The following is a 20,002-nucleotide window of genomic DNA, read 5'->3' on the forward strand; positions in this document are numbered from 1 at the left end:
GGGATCAGCCTTTTTTTATGATTTACTTTCGATCAATAGAGTAACAGGACCATCATTGGTAAGATTTACATCCATCATCGCTCCAAAGACGCCTGTTTCAACCTTCATACCTTTATTTTCAAGTAACGTATTGAAATAGTCATAGATCACTTCTGCATGGTCAGGCCTGGCTGCATTCATGAAATTCGGTCGTCTGCCTTTACGGACGTCGCCATACAAGGTGAATTGGGAAATAGAGAGAATCTCTCCCCCCACATCCAACAGTGAATGGTTCATCTTACCCTCTTCATCTTCAAAGATGCGAAGGTTCACAACCTTATCCGCAATGTAACGGGCATCCTCTTCCGTATCCTCATGGGTGATCCCTACCAGGAGGACAGCTCCTGAACGGATTTCTCCCTTTACTTCTCCATCAACAGTGACAGAGGCTTCTTTACTTCTTTGCAATACAGCTCTCATAAAGAAATCTCCTTTAGTTCATGATTCGTCTTACGGCATAAATATCTGAAATCTGTTTGATTCTCTCTACCACTTTGTGCAAATGGGAAATGTTTTGAATCGAAATCGACATATTGATGGTGGCCACTTTGTTCCGATCCGATTTCCCACTTACTGCTGATATATTTGTCTTCGTTTCATTCACCGCCTGAAGGACTTCATTCAGAAGGCCCCTGCGATCATAACCGGAAATTTCAATATCAACATTGTATTCTTTGCGATCATTCCCATCGCTTTCCCACGATACAGGAATAAGACGCTGCTCTACTTCATCTGCCATGACGTTTGTACAATCAGCCCGGTGCACAGACACACCCCGGCCTTTTGTAATAAAGCCGACGATTTCATCCCCCGGAACCGGACTGCAGCAGCGGGATAAACGGATGAGGAGATTATCGATGCCCTCCACCTGTACCCCTGCATCTTTTTTGCGCTTGACAGGCTGAGCATTCAATTCCTTCATCGTTTCTTCCAGGCTGTCTTCCTGTTCACGCTGCTTCCGGTGTTTCTCTGTTAAACGGTTGGCGATTTGTGCGGCTGTGATACCGTTATAACCAACCGCTGCATACATATCATCCTCGTTGGAGAAATTGAATTTCTCGGATACCCGTTTGATATTTTCGGGATTCAGGATTTCCTTCACATCAAAATCCTGATTCTTGATTTCTTTTTCGACCAGCTCACGGCCTTTTTCAATATTTTCTTCCCTGCGCTGCTTCTTGAAGAACTGCTTGATTTTGTTCTTTGCCTGGGAGGTCTGGGCAAGTTTCAGCCAATCCTGGCTCGGGCCGTAAGAGTGTTTGGACGTGAGAATCTCGATGATATCCCCCGTCTTCAACTTATAATCAAGGGTGACCATTTTCCCGTTGACCTTGGCACCGATCGTTTTATTTCCGATTTCCGAGTGGATCCGGTAGGAAAAGTCGATAGGAACGGATCCCGAGGGCAGCTCTAAAACGTCACCTTTAGGCGTGAACACAAAGACCATATCGGAAAAAAGATCGATTTTAAGAGACTCCATGAATTCTTCCGCATTGGCTGATTCATTCTGGAATTCCAATATCTCCCTGAACCATGAAAGCTTCTTCTCGAAGGAAACAGGTTCGTTGGCTTCTTTTCCTTCTTTATAGGCCCAATGTGCCGCTACCCCGTATTCAGCGATCTGGTGCATCTCAAGAGTCCTGATCTGCACTTCAAGGGGGTCTCCCTTGGGACCGATGACCGTCGTATGAAGAGATTGATACATATTCGGTTTCGGCATGGCGATATAATCCTTAAATCTGCCGGGCATGGGCTTCCAGCACGTATGGACAATACCGAGTACGGCGTAACAATCCTTGATGCTGTCTACAACGACACGAACGGCGAGCAAATCATATATTTCATTGAATTGTTTGTTTTGAAGGGCCATTTTCCGATAGATGCTGTAAATATGCTTTGGGCGTCCTGATATTTCGGCCACGATTTTCACGTCGCCTAACTTATCCTTTACCTCATTGACGACTTCTTCCAGGTACTCTTCTCGCTCTGCACGTTTTTTCTTCATCAGATTGACAATCCGATAATACTGTTGCGGATTCAAATACCTCAGCGACGTATCTTCTAGTTCCCACTTAATCTTTGAAATCCCCAGACGGTGAGCCAATGGAGCAAAGATTTCAAGGGTTTCATTGGCAATTCTACGCTGCTTCTCTTGTGGTAAATGCTTCAATGTCCTCATATTATGAAGGCGGTCTGCCAATTTAATGAGGATGACCCGGATATCCTGAGCCATTGCCACAAACATTTTCCGGTGATTTTCAGCCTGCTGCTCTTCATGAGACTTGTATTTAATCTTTCCGAGCTTTGTCACCCCATCTACGAGCATGGCCACTTCCGCATTGAACGCTTCCTCAATTTCACCAAGAGAAATACCCGTATCCTCCACTACATCATGAAGAAACCCGGCAGCGACGGTGGCTGGATCCATTTCGAGATCCGCAAGTATCCCCGCTACCTGGATGGGATGGATGATGTAAGGTTCACCAGACTTGCGATATTGCTCACTATGAGCGTCCCTTGCGTACTCATATGCCATCTGGACCATTTCTACATGCTCATCGTTTAAGTATGCTCTTGTCTTATCAATAACCTGTTCAGGGGTTAGTACTTGATCTTTCGCCATGATCAAAATCACCTTTGTATTTAAATTTAGTTCATTATTGTTCGATTTTAATGATTGTTACTATTATCAAAAAAAAAAGAGGTTCTGTAAAGTGTTTAAAGAAAATTTCTCAGAAACCATCTAATTTCGTCGAGAATTGTCGATTATATAGATGATTTATCATTCAAAGGCTGTTTAAATGAATATTGTTGCTTTTTGATGGAGCGGGTGGCGGCTGTTTTCCGCACCAACCAACCTTCTAGCATAATGTTAAATCTATAAACAAATAAATTTTCATATTCAATCTAACAAAGCATTTTAATGTCTGACGTGTTCAATTAAAGCTATCACTTATGTTTAATCAGTATCAGAATATCTACATTCTTTTCCATATGATTCAAATTAAAAAAATAAGGGCTGACATGTAAACCCGATGTCAGTCCCTTATTTCAGTATATCACAAATTGTATATGTTTATTAGATTTGAGAAATCAAATTAGTATTGCATTAAGGTCATGATGTCATAATTGTCCAGCTTGTCGCGGCCGTCTAGGTATGTTAATTCGATTAAGAATGCTGTACCCGCTACGATTCCACCCAGTTCTTCTACAAGCTTGATCGTTGCTTCAATGGTTCCACCTGTAGCAAGTAAGTCATCCGTGATGAGTACACGCTGGCCGGGCTTGATGGCATCTTTATGGATGGTTAAAGCATCTTTACCATACTCAAGGCCATATTCCTTCTGAATCGTTTCACGAGGTAATTTACCAGGTTTACGAACTGGAGCAAAGCCTACACCCAACGCGTATGCAACTGGGCAGCCGATGATGAAGCCACGGGCTTCCGGTCCAACGACCAGGTCGATTTCCTTTTCTTTTGCATATTCGACGATTTGATCTGTCGCATATCTATATGCATCACCGTTATCCATTAAGGTCGTGATGTCTTTAAATTTAATTCCTTCTTTAGGCCAGTCCTCAACGATTGTAACATATTGTTTTAAGTCCATGCTTTTACTTCCTCCTCAATTGTAACAGACTCTTCCATCCTTTCATTAAACCAAGTCTTCAACTCTTGATAGGAAGAATATAACAATTCGTTTTCAAGCTCGTATTGTTGTTGTTTCTTCTGATATGTTCGAGATTCTGAAAGATCTTTCTTGGTTTTCTCAGGATTGAGAGAAATAAATCCATTCACTATTGTAACAAACTTCAAATCAAAAAACACCTGTGACATGAAATCGATTGTTTCTTTTGACCACCCTTTGTACTTGGCAAGATCATCCCCATGTTTATTCAGGTCAAATGATCCCCGTTTGGACAAAAATCCATAATACCATTTGAAATGGTCACGGGTCGGCATCGTACTGAAGAAATGATCTTCCTCTTGGAAGAAATGAGCATAAATACGATGTGGCTGCCCCTTTTTCAAAAGGTCTTCAAGTAATGGCTTGGAAGTCGGCAGATCCAAAAGCACAAGACTTGCTTTGTTCATGGAGACACCTTCCAGGCTCGAATGATCCTCCAATACCAACACTTCATCTTTCGAGAGATTCAGTTTGTCCAACGTGGATTGATGAAAACAAACCATCATCTTATCTTTTTCAGGGATGAGGGCGTTCCACTTATGGACTTGTTTAATGCCCCGCACATCGAATAACTGCCAATGTTCAATTTTCACATCATGCAGGAATACCTGTGGTTTCTTTCGGTTATTCCATTCATTTATGGATAATTCACCAATCACAGATGCGTTCGAAAACGGTGTCATATGGTCTGCCAGTTCCCCGAGTCCAAAGCCTACACCATCCAATTGAATACTATTGTCTTCAAGGACCAGTTTCAAATGATTCTGTTGTGAACCGATTTTTTTATAATGTCCGATACTTACGTTATCAAGGATCCACTTTGGTTTCGGATTTTTCATTCCGAAAGGTGCCAAAAGCTGAAGCTTTTCAATGGACTCCACTGAAATTTCATCCATGGTGACCGTAGCATCAAGCTGGGTGACCGGGATGAAGTCCTCTGGGGAAAGGTCTGTCTCTGCCAGTTCATTCAACCGGTTCCTCAGTTGATCCACATCGTTTAATTGCAGGGTCATCCCCGCAGCCATGGGATGGCCTCCAAAGTGGGGAAGAATATCCCGACAGGTGGAAAGATTCTTGAATAAATCAAATCCGACGATGCTTCTCGCCGATCCCTTTGCCGTACCCTTTTCAGAATCGTAGCTGAGCACAATGGTCGGTCGATAAAACTTATCCACCAGGCGCGATGCAACGATCCCTACGACTCCTGGATTCCAGCCCTCTTTCCCGATGATGAGAACAGAGTTATCCCTCAGAGGAAAGTCGTTCTCAACCATCTCTACAGCTTCCTCAGTCATTTGCGCGACAATGGCCTGCCTCTCCTTATTCAAGCCGTCGATTTCCTCAGCAAGAGCCTTTGCTTCCTCCGTATCCTCTGTAAGCATAAGATCGACAGCGGGATCCGCATCCCCTAAACGACCGACGGCATTGATTCTGGGAGCAATCATGAATCCGACTGTCTCTTCTGTTATCTCATGTTGATGGGCATTGGCAATTTTGCATAACGCTTTAATGCCCAAACGGTTTGAGATTCTCAGCTGGGCAAGTCCTCTTTTAGCGAGAATACGGTTCTCTCCTCTCAGAGGGACGAGATCGGCAATGGTTCCAATTGCTGCAAGATCCAATAGATGGGTCGGTAATTCACCGTATAAGGCATGGGCCAGCTTGAAAGCGACTCCCACTCCTGCAAGTTCCCCAAACGGATAGGAAGTTCCTTCGACTTTCGGATGAAGAAGAGCATATGTTTCAGGTAATTCCGGTCCAGGCTCATGGTGATCCGTGATGATCAGGTCTATTCCGAGTTCTTTAGCCAATCTCGCTTCATTTACAGCAGAAATTCCCGTATCGACTGTAATGATAAGCGAGAAGTCCTCATCCTTTGCCCAGCGGAATGCCCTTTCGTTCGGACCATACCCCTCACTGAACCTGTTTGGGATATAAAACTCCACCTCAGCCCCAAGATCTCTAAGAACCGTCATCATAACCGACGTCGAGCTGACCCCGTCAGCATCATAGTCACCGTAAACAAGAATCCTTTCTCCGTTTTGGATGGCTTTGTGAATGCGTTCCGTTGCTTTCTTCATATCCTCAAATAAAAATGGATCGTGAAATGAGTCGTCTGTATCAAATAAAAAATTCCGGGCTTCTTCAACATCTTCCAAGTCCCGGTTCAACAATAATTTTGCCACAAGCAAGGGTATTTTAAGTTCATTTGCAAGTTCTTCTATTTTTTGTTCGTCTGATTCTGTCAATATCCAACGAGTTTTTGAATGTAACATACGTTCACCCCTCAACCTTACTCATTATACAAAAGTGAAGGAGTTGTTTCAATGTTAATGACATGCTGGTAAAAAGAAGGGATGGAGGATGTGGGAACATGGATTTGGAATATCCATGGGAAAGAATTCATTCTTTTTCCACAATAAACCAGCACTTTATGCAGAAAAGCCTGCGTGAAATATCACTTAAATTCAGTTAAACGAGATATTCATCCCAGACAGAACCAGCACCAAACGCCTTACCAAAACAAAAAAAGCCCGGTGACAACAGCCACCAAGCTCATTCATTCCCCCACGTCCCCTACTGAGTCCGGAGCGCGTTTTTTTAATGGGATATCTTCGGTCTTTTCTTTATGCATTCCTTCTGCCTGTTCTCTCAATAACATATTTTCCTTTTCAAGGGATTTGACCTTCCGCTGGATGACGAAAAGCCGAAACAGTCCAACGGAACCTATAATGATCCCGCCCATGAAGACAGATCCAAGTATAACTAATATAAGAGGCCAGTCTGACTCACCGAATAAATAATTGACGGTGACGGGGTCGACGTTGATGACAGCGAAAACCGAAACCACCAGCGCAAAGAAAATACCCAATAATAAAGTCCATTGAAATTTCATGAGAATCCCTCCCTTTAACTTAAGTCTATTTGATCATCACTTTCTTCAGAAGCAGGATTGAATGGATTGATATGAATGAATACATCATTTACATTCGATTCTTCCAATAGCTTCTCTTTCACTCTCTTCCCTACACGGTGCCCCTCTTCTACCGTCATGAAAGGATCAACGCTGATCTTCAAATCAATGATGACGTAGTGCCCGTGCTCCCTTGCATGAAGCTCGTTGATTTCTTTCACTTCAGGGACGGCTTCCACAATCTTTCTAAACGGCACGATGTCTTCCTCGTGCATGACGTGATCGAGTGTTGTATGTATCGATTCCGCCCCTAAATGCCAAGCCATCCTAAGGACGAGGAGGGAAACGAATATTCCCGCGACGGGATCTGCATAGACCAGCCAGCCGACATCGAACTTCCCCCCAAGGATGGAAGCTGAAATCCCTACGAGGGCGGCAATGGATGAAAACACATCCGAACGATGCTCATATGCATTAACGATTAAAGCATCACTCTTTATTCTTTTACCCAACCGATATTTATATTGAAACATCGCTTCCTTCACGACAATGGAGACAATGACAGCATAAATCGCAATGGCTGTTGGAGGACTAAGGGGATGAAAAAAGGATTCAATCGATGACTTCCCGATTTCAATCCCTACCAGGAACAATAGGACAGCCACGATGATCGCAGCGATGGACTCTGCTTTACCATGACCATAAGGATGATCCTGATCAGGAGGCTGCTTGGCGGCACGTAAACCGATAAATACGGCAAGGGACCCGGCAACATCCGATGCAGAATGGACCGCATCTGCAATGAGGGCTCTACTATTCCCCATTATTCCGGCAGCCCACTTTATAACCGCCAACAAAATATTGCCCACCACACCAATCATGGCGGCAAATTCCGCTTTCTTAAAACGATCCTCATGGTTCATATATGACGCCTCCCTTATAACTCCTATTATTGTAACCCAATGCCTTGAAAATACAAAAAAAGAATAGGTCCGGGAAGTTACACCCCCCGGACCTGCTCTTCATTTTATACCTGTGGTTCATCCGACCACGTTTTCTTTTCTCTAACGGTTTTGATGGTTCCTTTTTTCTTCAATTCTTTTTTCTTCATCACGAGCCATACCTGGGAGGCGATGAAAACGGAAGAATAGGTACCGGATATCAACCCGACCAATAAAGCAATGGAGAAGTTACGGATGGACTCACTTCCGAAGATCATGAGTGCAAGGACCGTAAATACAACCGTAAGGACGGTGTTAACTGAACGTCCCATGGTTTGCCTGATACTCTGGTTCACCACTTCTTCAATGTCTTGATCCGTCTTCAGTCTACGCTTCTTGTGCAGGTTTTCCCTGAGCCTGTCGAAGGTGACGATCGTATCATTGATCGAATACCCGACAATCGTCAGGACGGCTGCGATGAATGTGATATCCACTTCAAGCCTTGTGAGACTGAAGAACGCGATGATAAAGAATGCATCATGCAGGAGGGCAAGGATTGCACCCACTGCCATTCTCCATTCAAAACGGATCGTGACATAAATGATGATTCCGACAGAAGCGATTGCCAAAGCAATCATGGCGTTTCGTGCAAGCTCTTTCCCAATTACGGGAGAAACGGTGCTGATACTGGGTTCAGCTCCGTAAAGCTTGTTGAAGTGGTTCTTTAGTGTCGCGATATCATCCTTATTCAGGTCATCCGTATAGCGGACGACTGCTATATTATCTTTATCTCCGGAGATGACGACATCATCAGAAGGAAGTTTAATCTCCTTGAGTTCGTCCTGAACCTGTTCGGTCTTCAGGCTTTGATCAGCCAGGATTTCCATCCGTGATCCACTGACAAAGTCAATTCCGAGATTCAATCTGAAAATAGCCAGGATGATGATACCTGCCGTAATGAGGACCGCTGACAGGGTAAAGAATTTCTTTCGCTGTGCTGCAAAATCAAAGCGATCAAAACGGGTAGGGAGATCCAGTGTATCGAAGTTCTCAGAGAGATCCTTGATTTCAGATTTTTTGACACCGAACCAGCCCGGCTTTTTATTAAAGATACGGCTGTTCACCCAAAGGCCGAGTAACAGACGTGATCCCCATACCGCCGTAATGAAGCTTGTCAGGATACTGACAATCAGCATCGTTGCGAACCCTTTGACGGAACTTGTCCCATAGAAGAAGAGAACGGCCGCTGCCAGGATGGTCGTTACGTTGGCATCCAGAATCGTTAAGAAGGACGATTTATTACCAGCCTGGAACGCAGAACGTATCGGCTTCCCGACCCGCATCTCCTCTTTGATCCGTTCATAGGTGATGATATTCGCATCGACGGCCATCCCCACACCTAGGATAAGGGCTGCGATTCCCGGGAGGGTCAGGACCCCGTTCATCATATCGAAAATTAACAGTATCAAGTAAATATAAATTGAAAGGGTGATTGTTGCGATCAGTCCCGGGAAACGGTAGTACGCAATCATAAATAAGAAGATGATCGCAATCCCGATGATCCCTGCGGTCACTGTCTTATCCAGTGCCTGCTGACCGAATTGTGCTCCCACGGATGTTGAATATTTCTCATCCAACTTAACCGGCAGTGCCCCTGCATTTAAAAGGGACGCAAGATTCTGGGCACGCTCAACGGTGAAGTTCCCTTCGATGATGACTTCATCCGAGTTGATCGGCTTACTCACCGCCGGGTCAGAGATGAATTTCGGATCCTTTTTTCCTGCTTCAGCTTTGTAAGAATCTTTTCCTTCCTCGAAATCAAGCCAGATGACCAGCTGATTCTGAGGATACATAGCTGAAATTTCCTTCGTCAACTCATAGAATTTCGAGCGGTCTTTCAATTTTAATGAAACGATTGGATTATTCTTGTCATCAAACGTTTGTTTTGCAGATCCAGACGCAAGATCCGAACCGTCCAGGCGGACTTTATCGTTTACGTCACGGAACGTCAGATTGGCTTGAGTGGAGAGGATCTCCCTTGCTTCGTTCTGATCCTCCACCCCGGCGAGTTGAACACGGATACGGTTCCCGTCTTCGATTTGGATGTTGGGTTCACTTACACCCAATACGTTGATACGCTTATCCAATGCATCGGCTGTATTGGCGACGGTTTCCTTCGTGATTTCCTCACCTTTTTTGATCGGCAGGACTTCGTAAAGAACTTCAAACCCGCCCTGCAGGTCCAATCCCAGTTTGATGTTATCAACTATACTCTTCGTTGTTCCTCCCATAGTACCTGCAAGCAATACCACAAGTATAAAGAAAGAAATTATTCGGCCACGCTTTACCATTATGTATAGATCCTCCTTGCCGTTTTAAAAACCATACAAACGATGTGCTTAAAAAGTAATATAATTCCTGAAGTCGTCAACATTCTCATTATCTATGAGAAAGAAAAGAGTGTCAATTTCTTTTCGGACTATTTTCCATTCTTATTCGGGCGAAGCAGCTCATTCAATTCATCTTCATTCACTTCCGCAAACCAATTGGGAGACCGGTATGCTTCGATGGTTTCAAAGCTCATATACTCTCCAGGCTTGACCGTTAACACATCACTCACCAATTGAAAGAATTTCACATCCACCTCGGGCTTCTTCCATTTTTTCTTCGTTAAGTATGCCCATAGGCGGTCAGTGTCAGCCTTTCCGTAGCCAAATACTTCGAATTCTTCTACTTTGCTAACAAGCGCTGGTACTAATGATTCATAATAACGGTCATAAGGATGCTGATTGTTCTTCATTCCCCGTTCACCCCATCTGGGCTATATTTAGCCGGAATTGTTCACTACTTGTCATGCTTTGTCCACCCTTGTGCATATACATCATTGTATACGATTATACCAATTTTGAGAAGGCAGGGAATTTTATGTCAAAATTTCTGAAAGGCACCATGATCTTAATGATGGCCGCCTTTATTACTAGAATATTAGGGTTCGTCAATCGGATCGTCGTTGCCAGATTCATCGGGGAAGAAGGCGTCGGCCTTTTTATGATGGCATTCCCAACCCTCATACTCGTCATCACCATCACCCAGCTGGGACTTCCTGTCGCGATCTCGAAAAATGTAGCGGAAGCGGAATCAAAGGGTGACATCCGGAAGGTAAAAAAAATATTGGTGGTCTCTTTATCCCTTACCCTGGGATTATCCCTTATCTTCACTCCGGCTCTCATTCTCCTTGCTCCATACTTAACAGACGTATTGTTCACTGATGACAGGATTTATTATCCTTTGGTCGCCATCGCTCCAATCATTCCCATCGTAGCGGTCTCATCCGTTATAAGGGGGTATTTCCAGGGCCGTCAGAATATGAAACCGTCTGCTTATTCCCAGGTCATTGAGCAAGTCGTCCGGATTACGTTGATTGCCATTTTGACCAAGACTTTCCTGCCTTACGGGATTGAATATGCAGCAGCCGCTGCCATGGCGGCATCTGTAATGGGAGAACTCGCTTCCCTCCTCTACCTGTTTGCAAGCTTCAAGGTGAAAAAGAAGTTCAAGATCAGGCGCAACTTCTTCACTTCGATCCGGAATGGGCGGGAAACGTTCAATGAACTCATGAGTGTTGCCCTCCCTGCCACGGGGAGCAGGATGATCGGGTCGATTGCCTGGTTTTTTGAACCGATTGTGGTAGCCAACAGTCTTGCCCTTGCTGGAGTGGCAGCGGGAATGGCCACAAAGCAGTATGGTTCACTGACAGGATACGCCCTCCCCCTTTTGTTTCTCCCATCTTTCGTAACCTTGTCATTATCTCAATCTCTTGTGCCGGCCATTAGCGAAGCCAATTCTCAAAATAACTTCAATTTAATCGAGCACAGACTTCAGCAGGCCCTTAGATTCTGTTTGATTACGGGCGGAATATCCGTCGTCATCCTCTACATTTATGCGAAGCCCCTCATGCAGGTCATGTACGGAAATGAAAACGGGGCAGGCTTTCTTATGATTATGGCACCCTTCTTTTTATTCTATTATTATCAGGGGCCCTTACAGGCCGTTTTGCAGGCATTGAACCTGGCCAGGGCCGCGATGATCAACAGCCTCATTGGCGCGGTGGTCAAGACCGGCGTCATTTTTCTCCTGGCATCACAGCCCGCTTTCGGGATCAACGGGGCAGCTCTAGGAATCGTGACGGGATTCATGCTCGTGACCCTGCTTCATTTCATGACGATCTTAAAATATATCCCGATGACGATTTACGCAAGAGATTATGTGAAGACGGTCATTGTCCTTGTGGTAACCGGAATTTGGGGACACTACTCTTATCTTCACCTGTTTGATGACGAGTCTGCAGTATTCCGACTGCTATTTGGGGTTATGACTTCCACTATTTTGTACACCGTGCTCTCCATCGGCCTGAAACTCATCGAGAAAAACGACCTTGCCAGGATCCCGTTTATTAAAAGATTCATCACTCCTTAGTCTCTCCCATAAAAAATACTCCTTAACCAATGTTTAGGAGTATTTTTTATTACTGGTTTTTTTCATCGATATAAAATTGTCCGTTTTGAAAGCTGCAAAAAGAAATTTCCTGAATGTTTTTAAATCCCCGTTCCCTCAATTCCTTCCTCAGCCAAAAGGATGTTTTGCCGATCATATCCAGATGGGTGGTTTGAACCTGTCCATCCAGGATCAAGGGCAGGGTCAGGGAGTGAGGAGTCTTTTTATCCTTCTTTAACACCGACAATTTCCCCGAAGGTTCTAATATGGCGAATTCAACATCGGCCATGTTAAAGATATCCTTTTCCCTTAATTGTAGTAGTAAATCATCGTAATTATAACGCTGTTTCTTCATGGCTTTGTCATCGATTTTCCCATTATGAATAATGACGGAAGGCTTTCCGTCCAATAACTCCCGAAAGGATTTAGAGCGCAGGGAAAACCACGCAAACATGATTTGTACGAGGACGATGACTCCCATTGGAAGGACCGTATGAATGATCGGATCATCGGGCTGTTCGATGGCCATGACCGCCATTTCCGCTATCATCATGAAAACGACCAGATCCAGTATGCTTAATTCACCAATTTCCCTCTTCCCCATAATCCGGAATATGAATATGATTAAAAAATAAAGAAAAAGAGTGCGTGCAATGATGATCAAGTATTCCTCCACTGCTTTTCCCTCCCCTGTACATGTCATTATGTAGTATCGACAGAAGGACAAAATAAATCGAAGGAATATTTATCCACCAAGAAATGGTCGAATGTATTTAAAATATACGTAGAGGGAGGAAACCGCAAGGGAAATGATGGTGATGGGAACACCGATAAGCAAATATTGATAAAATTTGATATGTACATTTTCCTTCGATGCAAGCCCTGCGATAACCAGGTTAGAAGATGATCCAAGAAGCGTCCCATTTCCACCGAGACAAGCTCCGAGTGCCAATGACCACCATAGCGGATCCATATTGACCATGCCGAACTCACCGAATTCCTGGATGACCGGAATCATGGCCGCCACAAATGGGATATTATCGACCACTGCAGAAAGTAAGCCGGTTCCCCACAGGATCACAAACGCTGTTTTCTTCATATCCCCATCCGTTGCCCGCAGTATTTCACGTGCGATTTCATCAATGAATCCAGCCTCTTCAATCCCCCCTACAAGCAGGAACAGGCCCATAAAGAAAAAGAGCGTGCCCCATTCCACCTCTCTGAGGATCGATTCAGGCGGGTGAATTTTCTCCAGAAGCAGCATAAGCAGGACAGCCCCCGCCATGGATACTGTGGTTACATCAAGATGAAAAACCGGATACACCGAAAAACCGATCAGAACCAATGCCAGAACAAAAATCGATTGGATCAATCCACTATTCTTTTTTAAATAATCGGCAGGATCAATGCCCTTAAGCAACAGCTTCCTGTCCTCTTTCACATGAAGTACTTCCCTGTATAGGATGCACATGATCAAGAGTGTCACACCATAGACCATTAAAACGACAGGCAACAGATTTTCAAGAAAGGCATTGAACGTAAAGTGCTTCACTGCCTGGCCGATCATCATATTAGGGGGATCACCAATCAGCGTTGCCGTCCCGCCAATGTTACAGGAGAGGATCGTCATGATCAGAAAAGGGATTGGCGGTAGTTCAAGAAGCCTGGTCAGTTTAAAGAGGATCGGTACCAGCAGCATGGCAATCGTAACGTTGGCCAAAAAAGCCGAACCCACTGCGGCGAGAGAAGAAAACACGATAAGGAGCGAGAGCCCATTTCCGTTTACCCATTTGGCGACCTTAATGGCAATAAACTCGAATACTCCCGTTTTGCTGGTGATGGTCACAATCAGCATCATGGAAAACAAAAGAGTAATGGTTTTCCAATCAATGTAGGTGAATAGCGCCTTTTCAATCGGGAAAGCGCCTATCAGAAGCATGGCGACCCCACCGGCCATGGCAGCGAGGACGCGATTCCATTTTTCAGTCATTAAAAGAATATAAACAATAACGAATACACTCAATACAATCATCGGAGACATGGTCACTCACCCCTTATCCTAAAAGGAAGTTTCATACTAGTCTATGAGGCTTGACCACTGAAAATTTCTAGTCTTTTTTACCACGGACCAGAATATGCTTGTACTAATACGGAATAAAATTATCCAGATAGAAGGGAGAGGACCGTCATCGAAGCAAAAAAAATGGGTGGTGCCGTCCTTTATGGAACGACTGCCATATTTGTCATAGCGATTGTTGCAAGCTTATTATTCTCATTGCTCCTCAGGTTCACTAATCTTACTGAAACCTCCATCACGCTATTTGTCACCATCCTATCGTTCCTATCACTCTTTGTTGGTGGATTTATGTCAGGTGGCAAGGGAAAAACAAAGGGATGGGTACTGGGAGGGTCAACAGGTCTCATTTACACGTTTGTCGTCTTCTTATTTCAATACCTCGGTTATGACAGCCTGTTTTCAATGGAACAGCTCATCTATCACGGCTGCTACATCCTCACAGCCATGATGGGAGGAATACTTGGTGTGAATATGAGTGGTGGCACAAGAGAAGATTAACACAAAAAAAAGGTCCCTCTCAAAGTGCCGTGGCACAATGAAGAGGAACCTTTTTTTATTAAACCTGTTCAGCTCTAACGACTTCCCTGATCGCATTACGATCATATGTAAGACGGCTGCCGTCACCACAAAGGATGACTATTTTACCTTCTTCGATGGCATCGATGGATCCGTGTAAACCGCCAATCGTGATAATTCTATCACCCTTCGCAAGCTCATTTTGCATTTTCGAGATCGCTTTTTGACGCTTTTGCTGAGGACGGATCAGTAAAAAGTAAAACAGTACGAACATTAAAATCAAAGGTAGAATTGTTCCTAAACTTCCCATTCTTATTCCCCTCCTTTCAAAAATTCATTTATAGCATGCTTTTAGAAGTTTTTCGCATCAGGACGGTTGAAGCCGTACTGCTCGAAAAATTCTTCCCTAAAGTCTCCTAGACGATCTTCACGAATCGCTTGTCTGACTTGCTCCATCAATTTTAACAGAAAATGAAGATTATGATAAGTCGTAAGGCGAATTCCGAACGTTTCGTCACATTTGATCAAATGGCGGATATACGCTCGGCTATAATTTTTACACGTATAGCAGTCGCAATTCTCGTCAATCGGTCTGAAATCCCTTGCAAATTTAGCATTTTTCACAACCAGACGCCCTTCACTTGTCATGAGGGTCCCATTACGGGCAATACGGGTTGGAAGGACGCAATCGAACATATCGATTCCTCGCATGGAACCATCGATCAGTGAATCCGGAGATCCAACCCCCATCAGGTAACGGGGTTTGTCCGCCGGAAGATGGGGAGTCGTGAAATCAAGTACACGGTTCATGACGTCCTTAGGCTCTCCGACAGACAGTCCGCCGACGGCATAGCCCGGGAAGTCCATGGATACAAGATCACGGGCACTTTGCTTACGTAGTTCTTCATATTCCCCTCCCTGTACGATTCCGAACAACCCTTGATCCTGCGGTCGCTGATGAGCTTCCAGACAGCGCTCTGCCCAGCGTGAGGTACGCTCTACCGAACTCTTCATATAGTCATATTCAGCAGGGTATGGTGGACATTCATCGAATGCCATCATGATATCCGAGCCCAATGCATTCTGAATCTCCATCGCTTTCTCAGGACTGAGGAAAAGTTTGTCCCCATTCAGATGATGACGGAAATGGACTCCTTCCTCTTCAATCTGGCGAAGCTTGCTTAAGCTGAACACTTGGAATCCGCCTGAATCGGTCAGGATGGCACGGTCCCAGTTCATGAATTTATGAAGGCCGCCTGCTTCTCTAATAATTTCATGGCCAGGACGCAACCACAGGTGATAGGTATTACTAAGGATGATGCCGGACTCCATGGACTTCAGATCCTCAGGGGACATCGTTTTCACCGTGGCCATTGTCCCTACAGGCATGAAGGCAGGGGTTTCAAAAGAACCGTGGGGTGTATGGACCCGGCCCAGTCTTGCACCGGTTTGTTTACATGTTTTAATCAATTCGTATTTTATTGCAGTCAACTTGGGAATTCTCCTTCCAATTTCCATTGGGGTTTTCTTAATACTTCACTCATTATTTAATCAGCATAGCATCGCCGAAGCTGAAGAAGCGATACTTCTCTCTAACGGCCGTTTCATAGGCGTGCATCACGTTTTCCTGTCCGGCAAACGCACTGACCAGCATGATCAGGGTCGATTTCGGCAGATGGAAATTTGTGATCAGACCATCGATCCCTTTAAACTCGTATCCGGGATAGATGAATATATTCGTCCATCCACTCTCTTCCACGAACGTGCCGTGCTTAGAAGCAATGGTCTCAAGTGTCCTGGTGGATGTCGTACCGACTGTAACGATGCGCCCTCCATTTGCTCTTACTTCATTTAAAAGGCGGGCTGTCCCCTCGGAAACCTGATAAAACTCTGAATGCATGTCATGTTCCTCGATGGTGTCCACAGATACCGGTCTGAACGTTCCAAGTCCAACATGCAAGGTGATGAATGCGATGTGAACACCTTTATCCCTCAGCTCATCCAACAGTTCCTCCGTGAAGTGAAGACCCGCAGTCGGAGCAGCAGCTGAACCTCTCTCTTTGGCAAACACGGTTTGGTAGCGGTCCTGTTCTTCCAGGCGTTCCCTGATATATGGAGGCAAAGGCATTTCCCCCAATTCATCCAGCACCTCATAAAAAATCCCGTCATATTTAAATTCAAGAATTCTACCGCCATGTTCTTTCAGATCGACACAGGTTGCTTTTAACTTCCCGTCACCGAACACGATCTCCGTTCCGACACGGATCCGTTTAGCCGGCTTCACCAGTGTTTCCCACTGATCCCCATCTTCCTGTTTTAAGAGGAGTACTTCTATATTCGCACCTGTATCTTCTTTTTGCCCAAAAAGACGCGCCGGCAGTACCCGTGTATCATTGAGGACGAGGCAGTCCCCTTCTTCCAGGTAATCGGTAATCTGTTTAAAACGGATATGATCCATGGAACCGGCTTCTTTATCCAACACCATCAATCTACTCTCGGAACGGTTCTCAAGAGGGGTCTGGGCAATCAGTTCTTCAGGTAAATAAAAATCAAAATCTTCTACTTTCACCATTTTTCACCTAGCTTATGTAAATCTCACTTATGAGTCCTATTTGAATTTCCCGATTAAATAAAAGACAACGGAAAGTATAACACTTACCAGAATAGAAGTCATAAGTGGAAAATAAAATGTTGTGTTTTCTTTTTTGATGATAATATCACCAGGGAGCTTCCCTAATTTAATGAATTGCATGAGGAAACCAATCACCAGTATGACCCCACCGATAATCATGACTAATTTGGGCAATCCAGTCAATTGTCCGGCACCTCCATTTTAAAATGGTCATATACGAGATGTGTGACGATCCTTCCCCTCGGCGTCCTTTGGATGAACCCAATCTGTAATAGGTACGGCTCATACACATCTTCAATCGTGTGGGACTCCTCCCCGATGCTTGCAGCTATGGTATCAAGCCCCACAGGTCCTCCCCTGAAGCGTTCAATGATGCCTTTAAGAAGCTTATGGTCGATGTGATCAAGGCCCAGCTTATCGACCTGAAGAAGTTCCAGGGCTTCTCTTGAAAGGGAGGTGGTAATATCACCATTCCCTTTCACCTGAGCAAAATCCCTTACCCTTCTGAGCAATCGATTCGCGATACGGGGTGTCCCTCTTGATCTCCTGGCCAATTCTTCTGAAGCCGCCGCTTCGATCTTCGTGTTCAGAATGGCAGCGGTCCTCTGTACGATTTCGTTCAGCTGCTCTTCATTATAATATTCCAATCGGCATAAAACACCAAATCGATCTCGAAGGGGAGCAGACAAGGCGCCGGCACGGGTCGTCGCCCCCACCAGTGTGAAAGGAGGAAGATCCAAACGGACAGACCGTGCACTGGGACCATTCCCGATGACGATATCCAGACAAAAGTCTTCCATGGCCGGATAAAGAACCTCTTCAATGGCCCTTGGCAGCCGGTGAATCTCATCGATGAACAATACATCACCCGGCTCAAGTGCCGTAAGTACCGCTGCCAGGTCTCCCGGTCTCTCGATGGCAGGTCCTGAAGTGGTACGCAGATTTACTCCCATCTCATTGGCTATGACAGCGGCAAGGGTGGTCTTACCCAACCCGGGTGGACCGTAAAGCAGGACATGATCGAGGGTTTCCTCCCGCATCTTTGCCGCTTCGATGAAAACCTCCAGGTTATGCTTCACCTTATCTTGCCCTATATATTGTTTTATTGTCTGAGGACGCAAGGAATATTCAAAGGAATCTTCATTTACTTCTGATTCGCCTGATACGATTCTGTCTTCCATTTAGGCTTCCTCCTTTCTTTGGCATTATTTCAATAACAGTTGAAGGGCTTTCCTGATGATTTCGTCTGACGAATGCCCTTCCCCTTTCAGTTTTGGAGTGATTTTCTTTATCTCACGTTCAGAGTAGCCGAGGGCTTTAAGGGCAAGGACCGCTTCATCAAAGGCTTCGTCCTTCCCAATTGATACTGCTGTTTCCTCATGATTCGAAAATAGACTAGGGAAATAATCAGGCACAACATCCTGAAGCTTTCCTTTTAAATCCAAGATCATCTGACGGGCAGTCTTCTTCCCGACACCCGGGAACTTCGTCAGGAAGCTTTCATTCTCTTCCTCTATGGCTGTGATCACCTGCTGAGGGGCGCCTGAAGCCAAAATCGCCAAAGCACCCTTCGGACCAATCCCTGAAACATTTAATAGTTTCATAAAGAGCAGCTTCTCTTCAATGGCAAGAAACCCGTAAAGGGCAATAAGATCTTCCCTCACATGCTGATATGTAAAAATCTGAATCTCTTGATTTTGATATTTTGAATAAACAAAAGGATTCGCTGTATACAATTGATACCCGATCCCATTATTCTCCACCACTACGTATTCGGGACCGACTTGACTGACCGTCCCTTTTATAAACTCATACATTCCATACTCTCCCCGTTTACATCTCACTGTTTCTTCTCTCATCCATCATCCAATGGACATATAAAATCTATTGTATCATATCACTATTTAAAGGGATGGGAAAGAGAGATCAAAGAGAAACACTTGTTCTAATTTTAACAAATACCGTTATTCTTCGGCAGGGGAAATTCAGCAATAAAAAAACCAGTGGTAAACGCACTGGTTTTCATACTTATTTAGGAACGGAATAGGCCTTAAATTGTTCGAGCACCTCTTCATACTCATGCTTCGACTTGATGGGTATGCCTTTAACAAGATCATCATGGCGTTTACTCTCCAGCTTCTCTACATCTATCTGAAAGAACGACTGAATAATCTCCGCCTGTCCAGGTTTGCCGTTGAATATTGACAGTACGCCATTATCCGATATGCCGAAGTATCCATTGGTTTTTAAAAGCGGCGAAATATCATCCACTTTTTTCTGGAAAACGATTTGTTCTTCCGTCATATCCATCAGCTGCCAGTCATCATACGCAGCCCAAAAGTCTTCCATGCTCCAAATCGTTTCCTGGAGGATTTCTTCACTCACTTCACCATCCAGGTATACTCTCTCCAGTATAACCGTGACCGTATGGGCAGATGCGACCTCAGCAGGCGTTTCGTTCAGTGTCTCCAGGGAACTGCCATCAGCAGCCTGCTTTTCCTCCGTATAAAAAAACGTGAAATAAAATGCACCAAATAACAACACCACCATAAACACGATTCGAACCTTCATCGTCATCGTGATCACCTCGAACTTGATTTATGTAAATCTCTATCCACTAGTCTTGCCAAAGCCTGTTAAGAATATCCAGACTCTTTTAAACTTTTTAGGGATCGACCTGCCTGATTTTCACACAAAAAA

19 protein-coding genes are annotated in these 20,002 nt (G+C 44.6%); 2 read left to right on the top strand and 17 right to left on the bottom strand.

Features of this window, described 5'->3' with window-relative positions:
* Nucleotides 1-15: 15 nt before the first annotated feature.
* The 8 genes from dtd to JI667_RS02920 form a co-directional block, all read right to left on the bottom strand.
* Nucleotides 16-459 (bottom strand): D-aminoacyl-tRNA deacylase, encoded by a 444-nt coding sequence (gene dtd, locus JI667_RS02885; RefSeq protein ID WP_206850229.1) that lies wholly within the window; start codon nt 457-459, stop codon nt 16-18.
* A 13-nt stretch (nt 460-472) separates the two neighbouring features.
* Entirely contained in the window at nt 473-2,662 is a 2,190-nt protein-coding gene (locus tag JI667_RS02890) for a RelA/SpoT family protein (RefSeq protein WP_206850231.1), read from the bottom strand.
* Between the two features lie 475 nt (nt 2,663-3,137).
* Complete coding sequence (locus JI667_RS02895) at nt 3,138-3,650, bottom strand: adenine phosphoribosyltransferase (protein ID WP_206850233.1); 513 nt, start codon at nt 3,648-3,650, stop codon at nt 3,138-3,140.
* Entirely contained in the window at nt 3,641-6,004 is a 2,364-nt protein-coding gene (gene recJ / locus JI667_RS02900) for a single-stranded-DNA-specific exonuclease RecJ (protein ID WP_206850235.1), read from the bottom strand. Before recJ ends, JI667_RS02895 begins: the two co-directional genes overlap by 10 nt.
* A gap of 284 nt (nt 6,005-6,288) precedes the next feature.
* A complete protein-coding gene (locus tag JI667_RS02905) occupies nt 6,289-6,624 on the bottom strand; it encodes a LapA family protein (protein WP_206850237.1) in 336 nt (111 codons plus the stop codon).
* A gap of 14 nt (nt 6,625-6,638) precedes the next feature.
* Nucleotides 6,639-7,565: a cation diffusion facilitator family transporter gene (locus JI667_RS02910; protein ID WP_206850239.1), complete on the bottom strand. Its 927-nt coding sequence runs from the start codon at nt 7,563-7,565 to the stop codon at nt 6,639-6,641.
* Between the two features lie 104 nt (nt 7,566-7,669).
* On the bottom strand, nt 7,670-9,934 hold the full coding sequence (gene secDF / locus JI667_RS02915; RefSeq protein WP_206850241.1) for a protein translocase subunit SecDF: 2,265 nt from the start codon (nt 9,932-9,934) through the stop codon (nt 7,670-7,672).
* A gap of 128 nt (nt 9,935-10,062) precedes the next feature.
* On the bottom strand, nt 10,063-10,383 hold the full coding sequence (locus tag JI667_RS02920; protein ID WP_206850242.1) for a post-transcriptional regulator: 321 nt from the start codon (nt 10,381-10,383) through the stop codon (nt 10,063-10,065).
* A 125-nt stretch (nt 10,384-10,508) separates the two neighbouring features.
* Between JI667_RS02920 and spoVB the strand changes: the two genes are divergently transcribed.
* Nucleotides 10,509-12,059, top strand: coding sequence for a stage V sporulation protein B (spoVB, locus tag JI667_RS02925; protein WP_206850246.1), 1,551 nt, complete (start codon nt 10,509-10,511; stop codon nt 12,057-12,059).
* A gap of 49 nt (nt 12,060-12,108) precedes the next feature.
* On the opposite strand, the gene JI667_RS02930 is transcribed toward spoVB, so the two are convergent.
* Nucleotides 12,109-12,780: a DUF421 domain-containing protein gene (locus tag JI667_RS02930; protein WP_206850247.1), complete on the bottom strand. Its 672-nt coding sequence runs from the start codon at nt 12,778-12,780 to the stop codon at nt 12,109-12,111.
* A gap of 42 nt (nt 12,781-12,822) precedes the next feature.
* A complete protein-coding gene (locus JI667_RS02935) occupies nt 12,823-14,118 on the bottom strand; it encodes an ArsB/NhaD family transporter (RefSeq protein WP_206850250.1) in 1,296 nt (431 codons plus the stop codon).
* 162 nt (nt 14,119-14,280) lie between these two features.
* On the opposite strand from JI667_RS02935, the gene JI667_RS02940 reads away from it, so the two are divergent.
* Nucleotides 14,281-14,652 (top strand): TIGR04086 family membrane protein, encoded by a 372-nt coding sequence (locus JI667_RS02940; RefSeq protein ID WP_206850252.1) that lies wholly within the window; start codon nt 14,281-14,283, stop codon nt 14,650-14,652.
* Between the two features lie 58 nt (nt 14,653-14,710).
* On the opposite strand, the gene yajC is transcribed toward JI667_RS02940, so the two are convergent.
* The 7 genes from yajC to JI667_RS02975 form a co-directional block, all read right to left on the bottom strand.
* The gene (gene yajC, locus JI667_RS02945; protein ID WP_206850269.1) at nt 14,711-14,980 is read right to left on the bottom strand and encodes a preprotein translocase subunit YajC; all 270 of its coding nucleotides are present in this window, start codon (nt 14,978-14,980) and stop codon (nt 14,711-14,713) included.
* Nucleotides 14,981-15,021: 41 nt separating this feature from the next.
* Complete coding sequence (gene tgt, locus JI667_RS02950) at nt 15,022-16,161, bottom strand: tRNA guanosine(34) transglycosylase Tgt (protein WP_244668167.1); 1,140 nt, start codon at nt 16,159-16,161, stop codon at nt 15,022-15,024.
* A gap of 52 nt (nt 16,162-16,213) precedes the next feature.
* Nucleotides 16,214-17,239, bottom strand: coding sequence for a tRNA preQ1(34) S-adenosylmethionine ribosyltransferase-isomerase QueA (gene queA / locus JI667_RS02955; protein ID WP_206850540.1), 1,026 nt, complete (start codon nt 17,237-17,239; stop codon nt 16,214-16,216).
* A 39-nt stretch (nt 17,240-17,278) separates the two neighbouring features.
* Complete coding sequence (locus tag JI667_RS02960; RefSeq protein ID WP_206850279.1) at nt 17,279-17,485, bottom strand: DUF2905 domain-containing protein; 207 nt, start codon at nt 17,483-17,485, stop codon at nt 17,279-17,281.
* Nucleotides 17,482-18,483: a Holliday junction branch migration DNA helicase RuvB gene (gene ruvB / locus JI667_RS02965; protein WP_206850283.1), complete on the bottom strand. Its 1,002-nt coding sequence runs from the start codon at nt 18,481-18,483 to the stop codon at nt 17,482-17,484. The genes JI667_RS02960 and ruvB overlap by 4 nt, the downstream gene beginning before the upstream one ends.
* Nucleotides 18,484-18,507: 24 nt before the next feature.
* A complete protein-coding gene (gene ruvA, locus JI667_RS02970) occupies nt 18,508-19,119 on the bottom strand; it encodes a Holliday junction branch migration protein RuvA (RefSeq protein WP_206850284.1) in 612 nt (203 codons plus the stop codon).
* A gap of 211 nt (nt 19,120-19,330) precedes the next feature.
* Nucleotides 19,331-19,879: a BofC C-terminal domain-containing protein gene (locus JI667_RS02975; RefSeq protein WP_206850286.1), complete on the bottom strand. Its 549-nt coding sequence runs from the start codon at nt 19,877-19,879 to the stop codon at nt 19,331-19,333.
* Between the last annotated feature and the right edge of the window lie 123 nt (nt 19,880-20,002).

The sequence above is a fragment of the Bacillus sp. NTK074B genome (assembly GCF_017303375.1).
In the GTDB taxonomy this organism is placed as follows: domain Bacteria; phylum Bacillota; class Bacilli; order Bacillales; family Bacillaceae_B; genus Rossellomorea.

Bases quoted from the DNA above. Each gene is read 5' to 3' on its own strand.
- dtd (WP_206850229.1), bottom strand. From the start codon at position 459: ATGAGAGCTGTATTGCAAAGAAGTAAAGAAGCCTCTGTCACTGTTGAT.
- JI667_RS02890 (WP_206850231.1), bottom strand. From the start codon at position 2,662: ATGGCGAAAGATCAAGTACTAACCCCTGAACAGGTTATTGATAAGACA.
- JI667_RS02895 (WP_206850233.1), bottom strand. From the start codon at position 3,650: ATGGACTTAAAACAATATGTTACAATCGTTGAGGACTGGCCTAAAGAA.
- recJ (WP_206850235.1), bottom strand. From the start codon at position 6,004: ATGTTACATTCAAAAACTCGTTGGATATTGACAGAATCAGACGAACAA.
- JI667_RS02905 (WP_206850237.1), bottom strand. From the start codon at position 6,624: ATGAAATTTCAATGGACTTTATTATTGGGTATTTTCTTTGCGCTGGTG.
- JI667_RS02910 (WP_206850239.1), bottom strand. From the start codon at position 7,565: ATGAACCATGAGGATCGTTTTAAGAAAGCGGAATTTGCCGCCATGATT.
- secDF (WP_206850241.1), bottom strand. From the start codon at position 9,934: ATGGTAAAGCGTGGCCGAATAATTTCTTTCTTTATACTTGTGGTATTG.
- JI667_RS02920 (WP_206850242.1), bottom strand. From the start codon at position 10,383: ATGAAGAACAATCAGCATCCTTATGACCGTTATTATGAATCATTAGTA.
- spoVB (WP_206850246.1), top strand. From the start codon at position 10,509: ATGTCAAAATTTCTGAAAGGCACCATGATCTTAATGATGGCCGCCTTT.
- JI667_RS02930 (WP_206850247.1), bottom strand. From the start codon at position 12,780: ATGACATGTACAGGGGAGGGAAAAGCAGTGGAGGAATACTTGATCATC.
- JI667_RS02935 (WP_206850250.1), bottom strand. From the start codon at position 14,118: ATGTCTCCGATGATTGTATTGAGTGTATTCGTTATTGTTTATATTCTT.
- JI667_RS02940 (WP_206850252.1), top strand. From the start codon at position 14,281: ATGGGTGGTGCCGTCCTTTATGGAACGACTGCCATATTTGTCATAGCG.
- yajC (WP_206850269.1), bottom strand. From the start codon at position 14,980: ATGGGAAGTTTAGGAACAATTCTACCTTTGATTTTAATGTTCGTACTG.
- ruvB (WP_206850283.1), bottom strand. From the start codon at position 18,483: ATGGAAGACAGAATCGTATCAGGCGAATCAGAAGTAAATGAAGATTCC.
- ruvA (WP_206850284.1), bottom strand. From the start codon at position 19,119: ATGTATGAGTTTATAAAAGGGACGGTCAGTCAAGTCGGTCCCGAATAC.
- JI667_RS02975 (WP_206850286.1), bottom strand. From the start codon at position 19,879: ATGACGATGAAGGTTCGAATCGTGTTTATGGTGGTGTTGTTATTTGGT.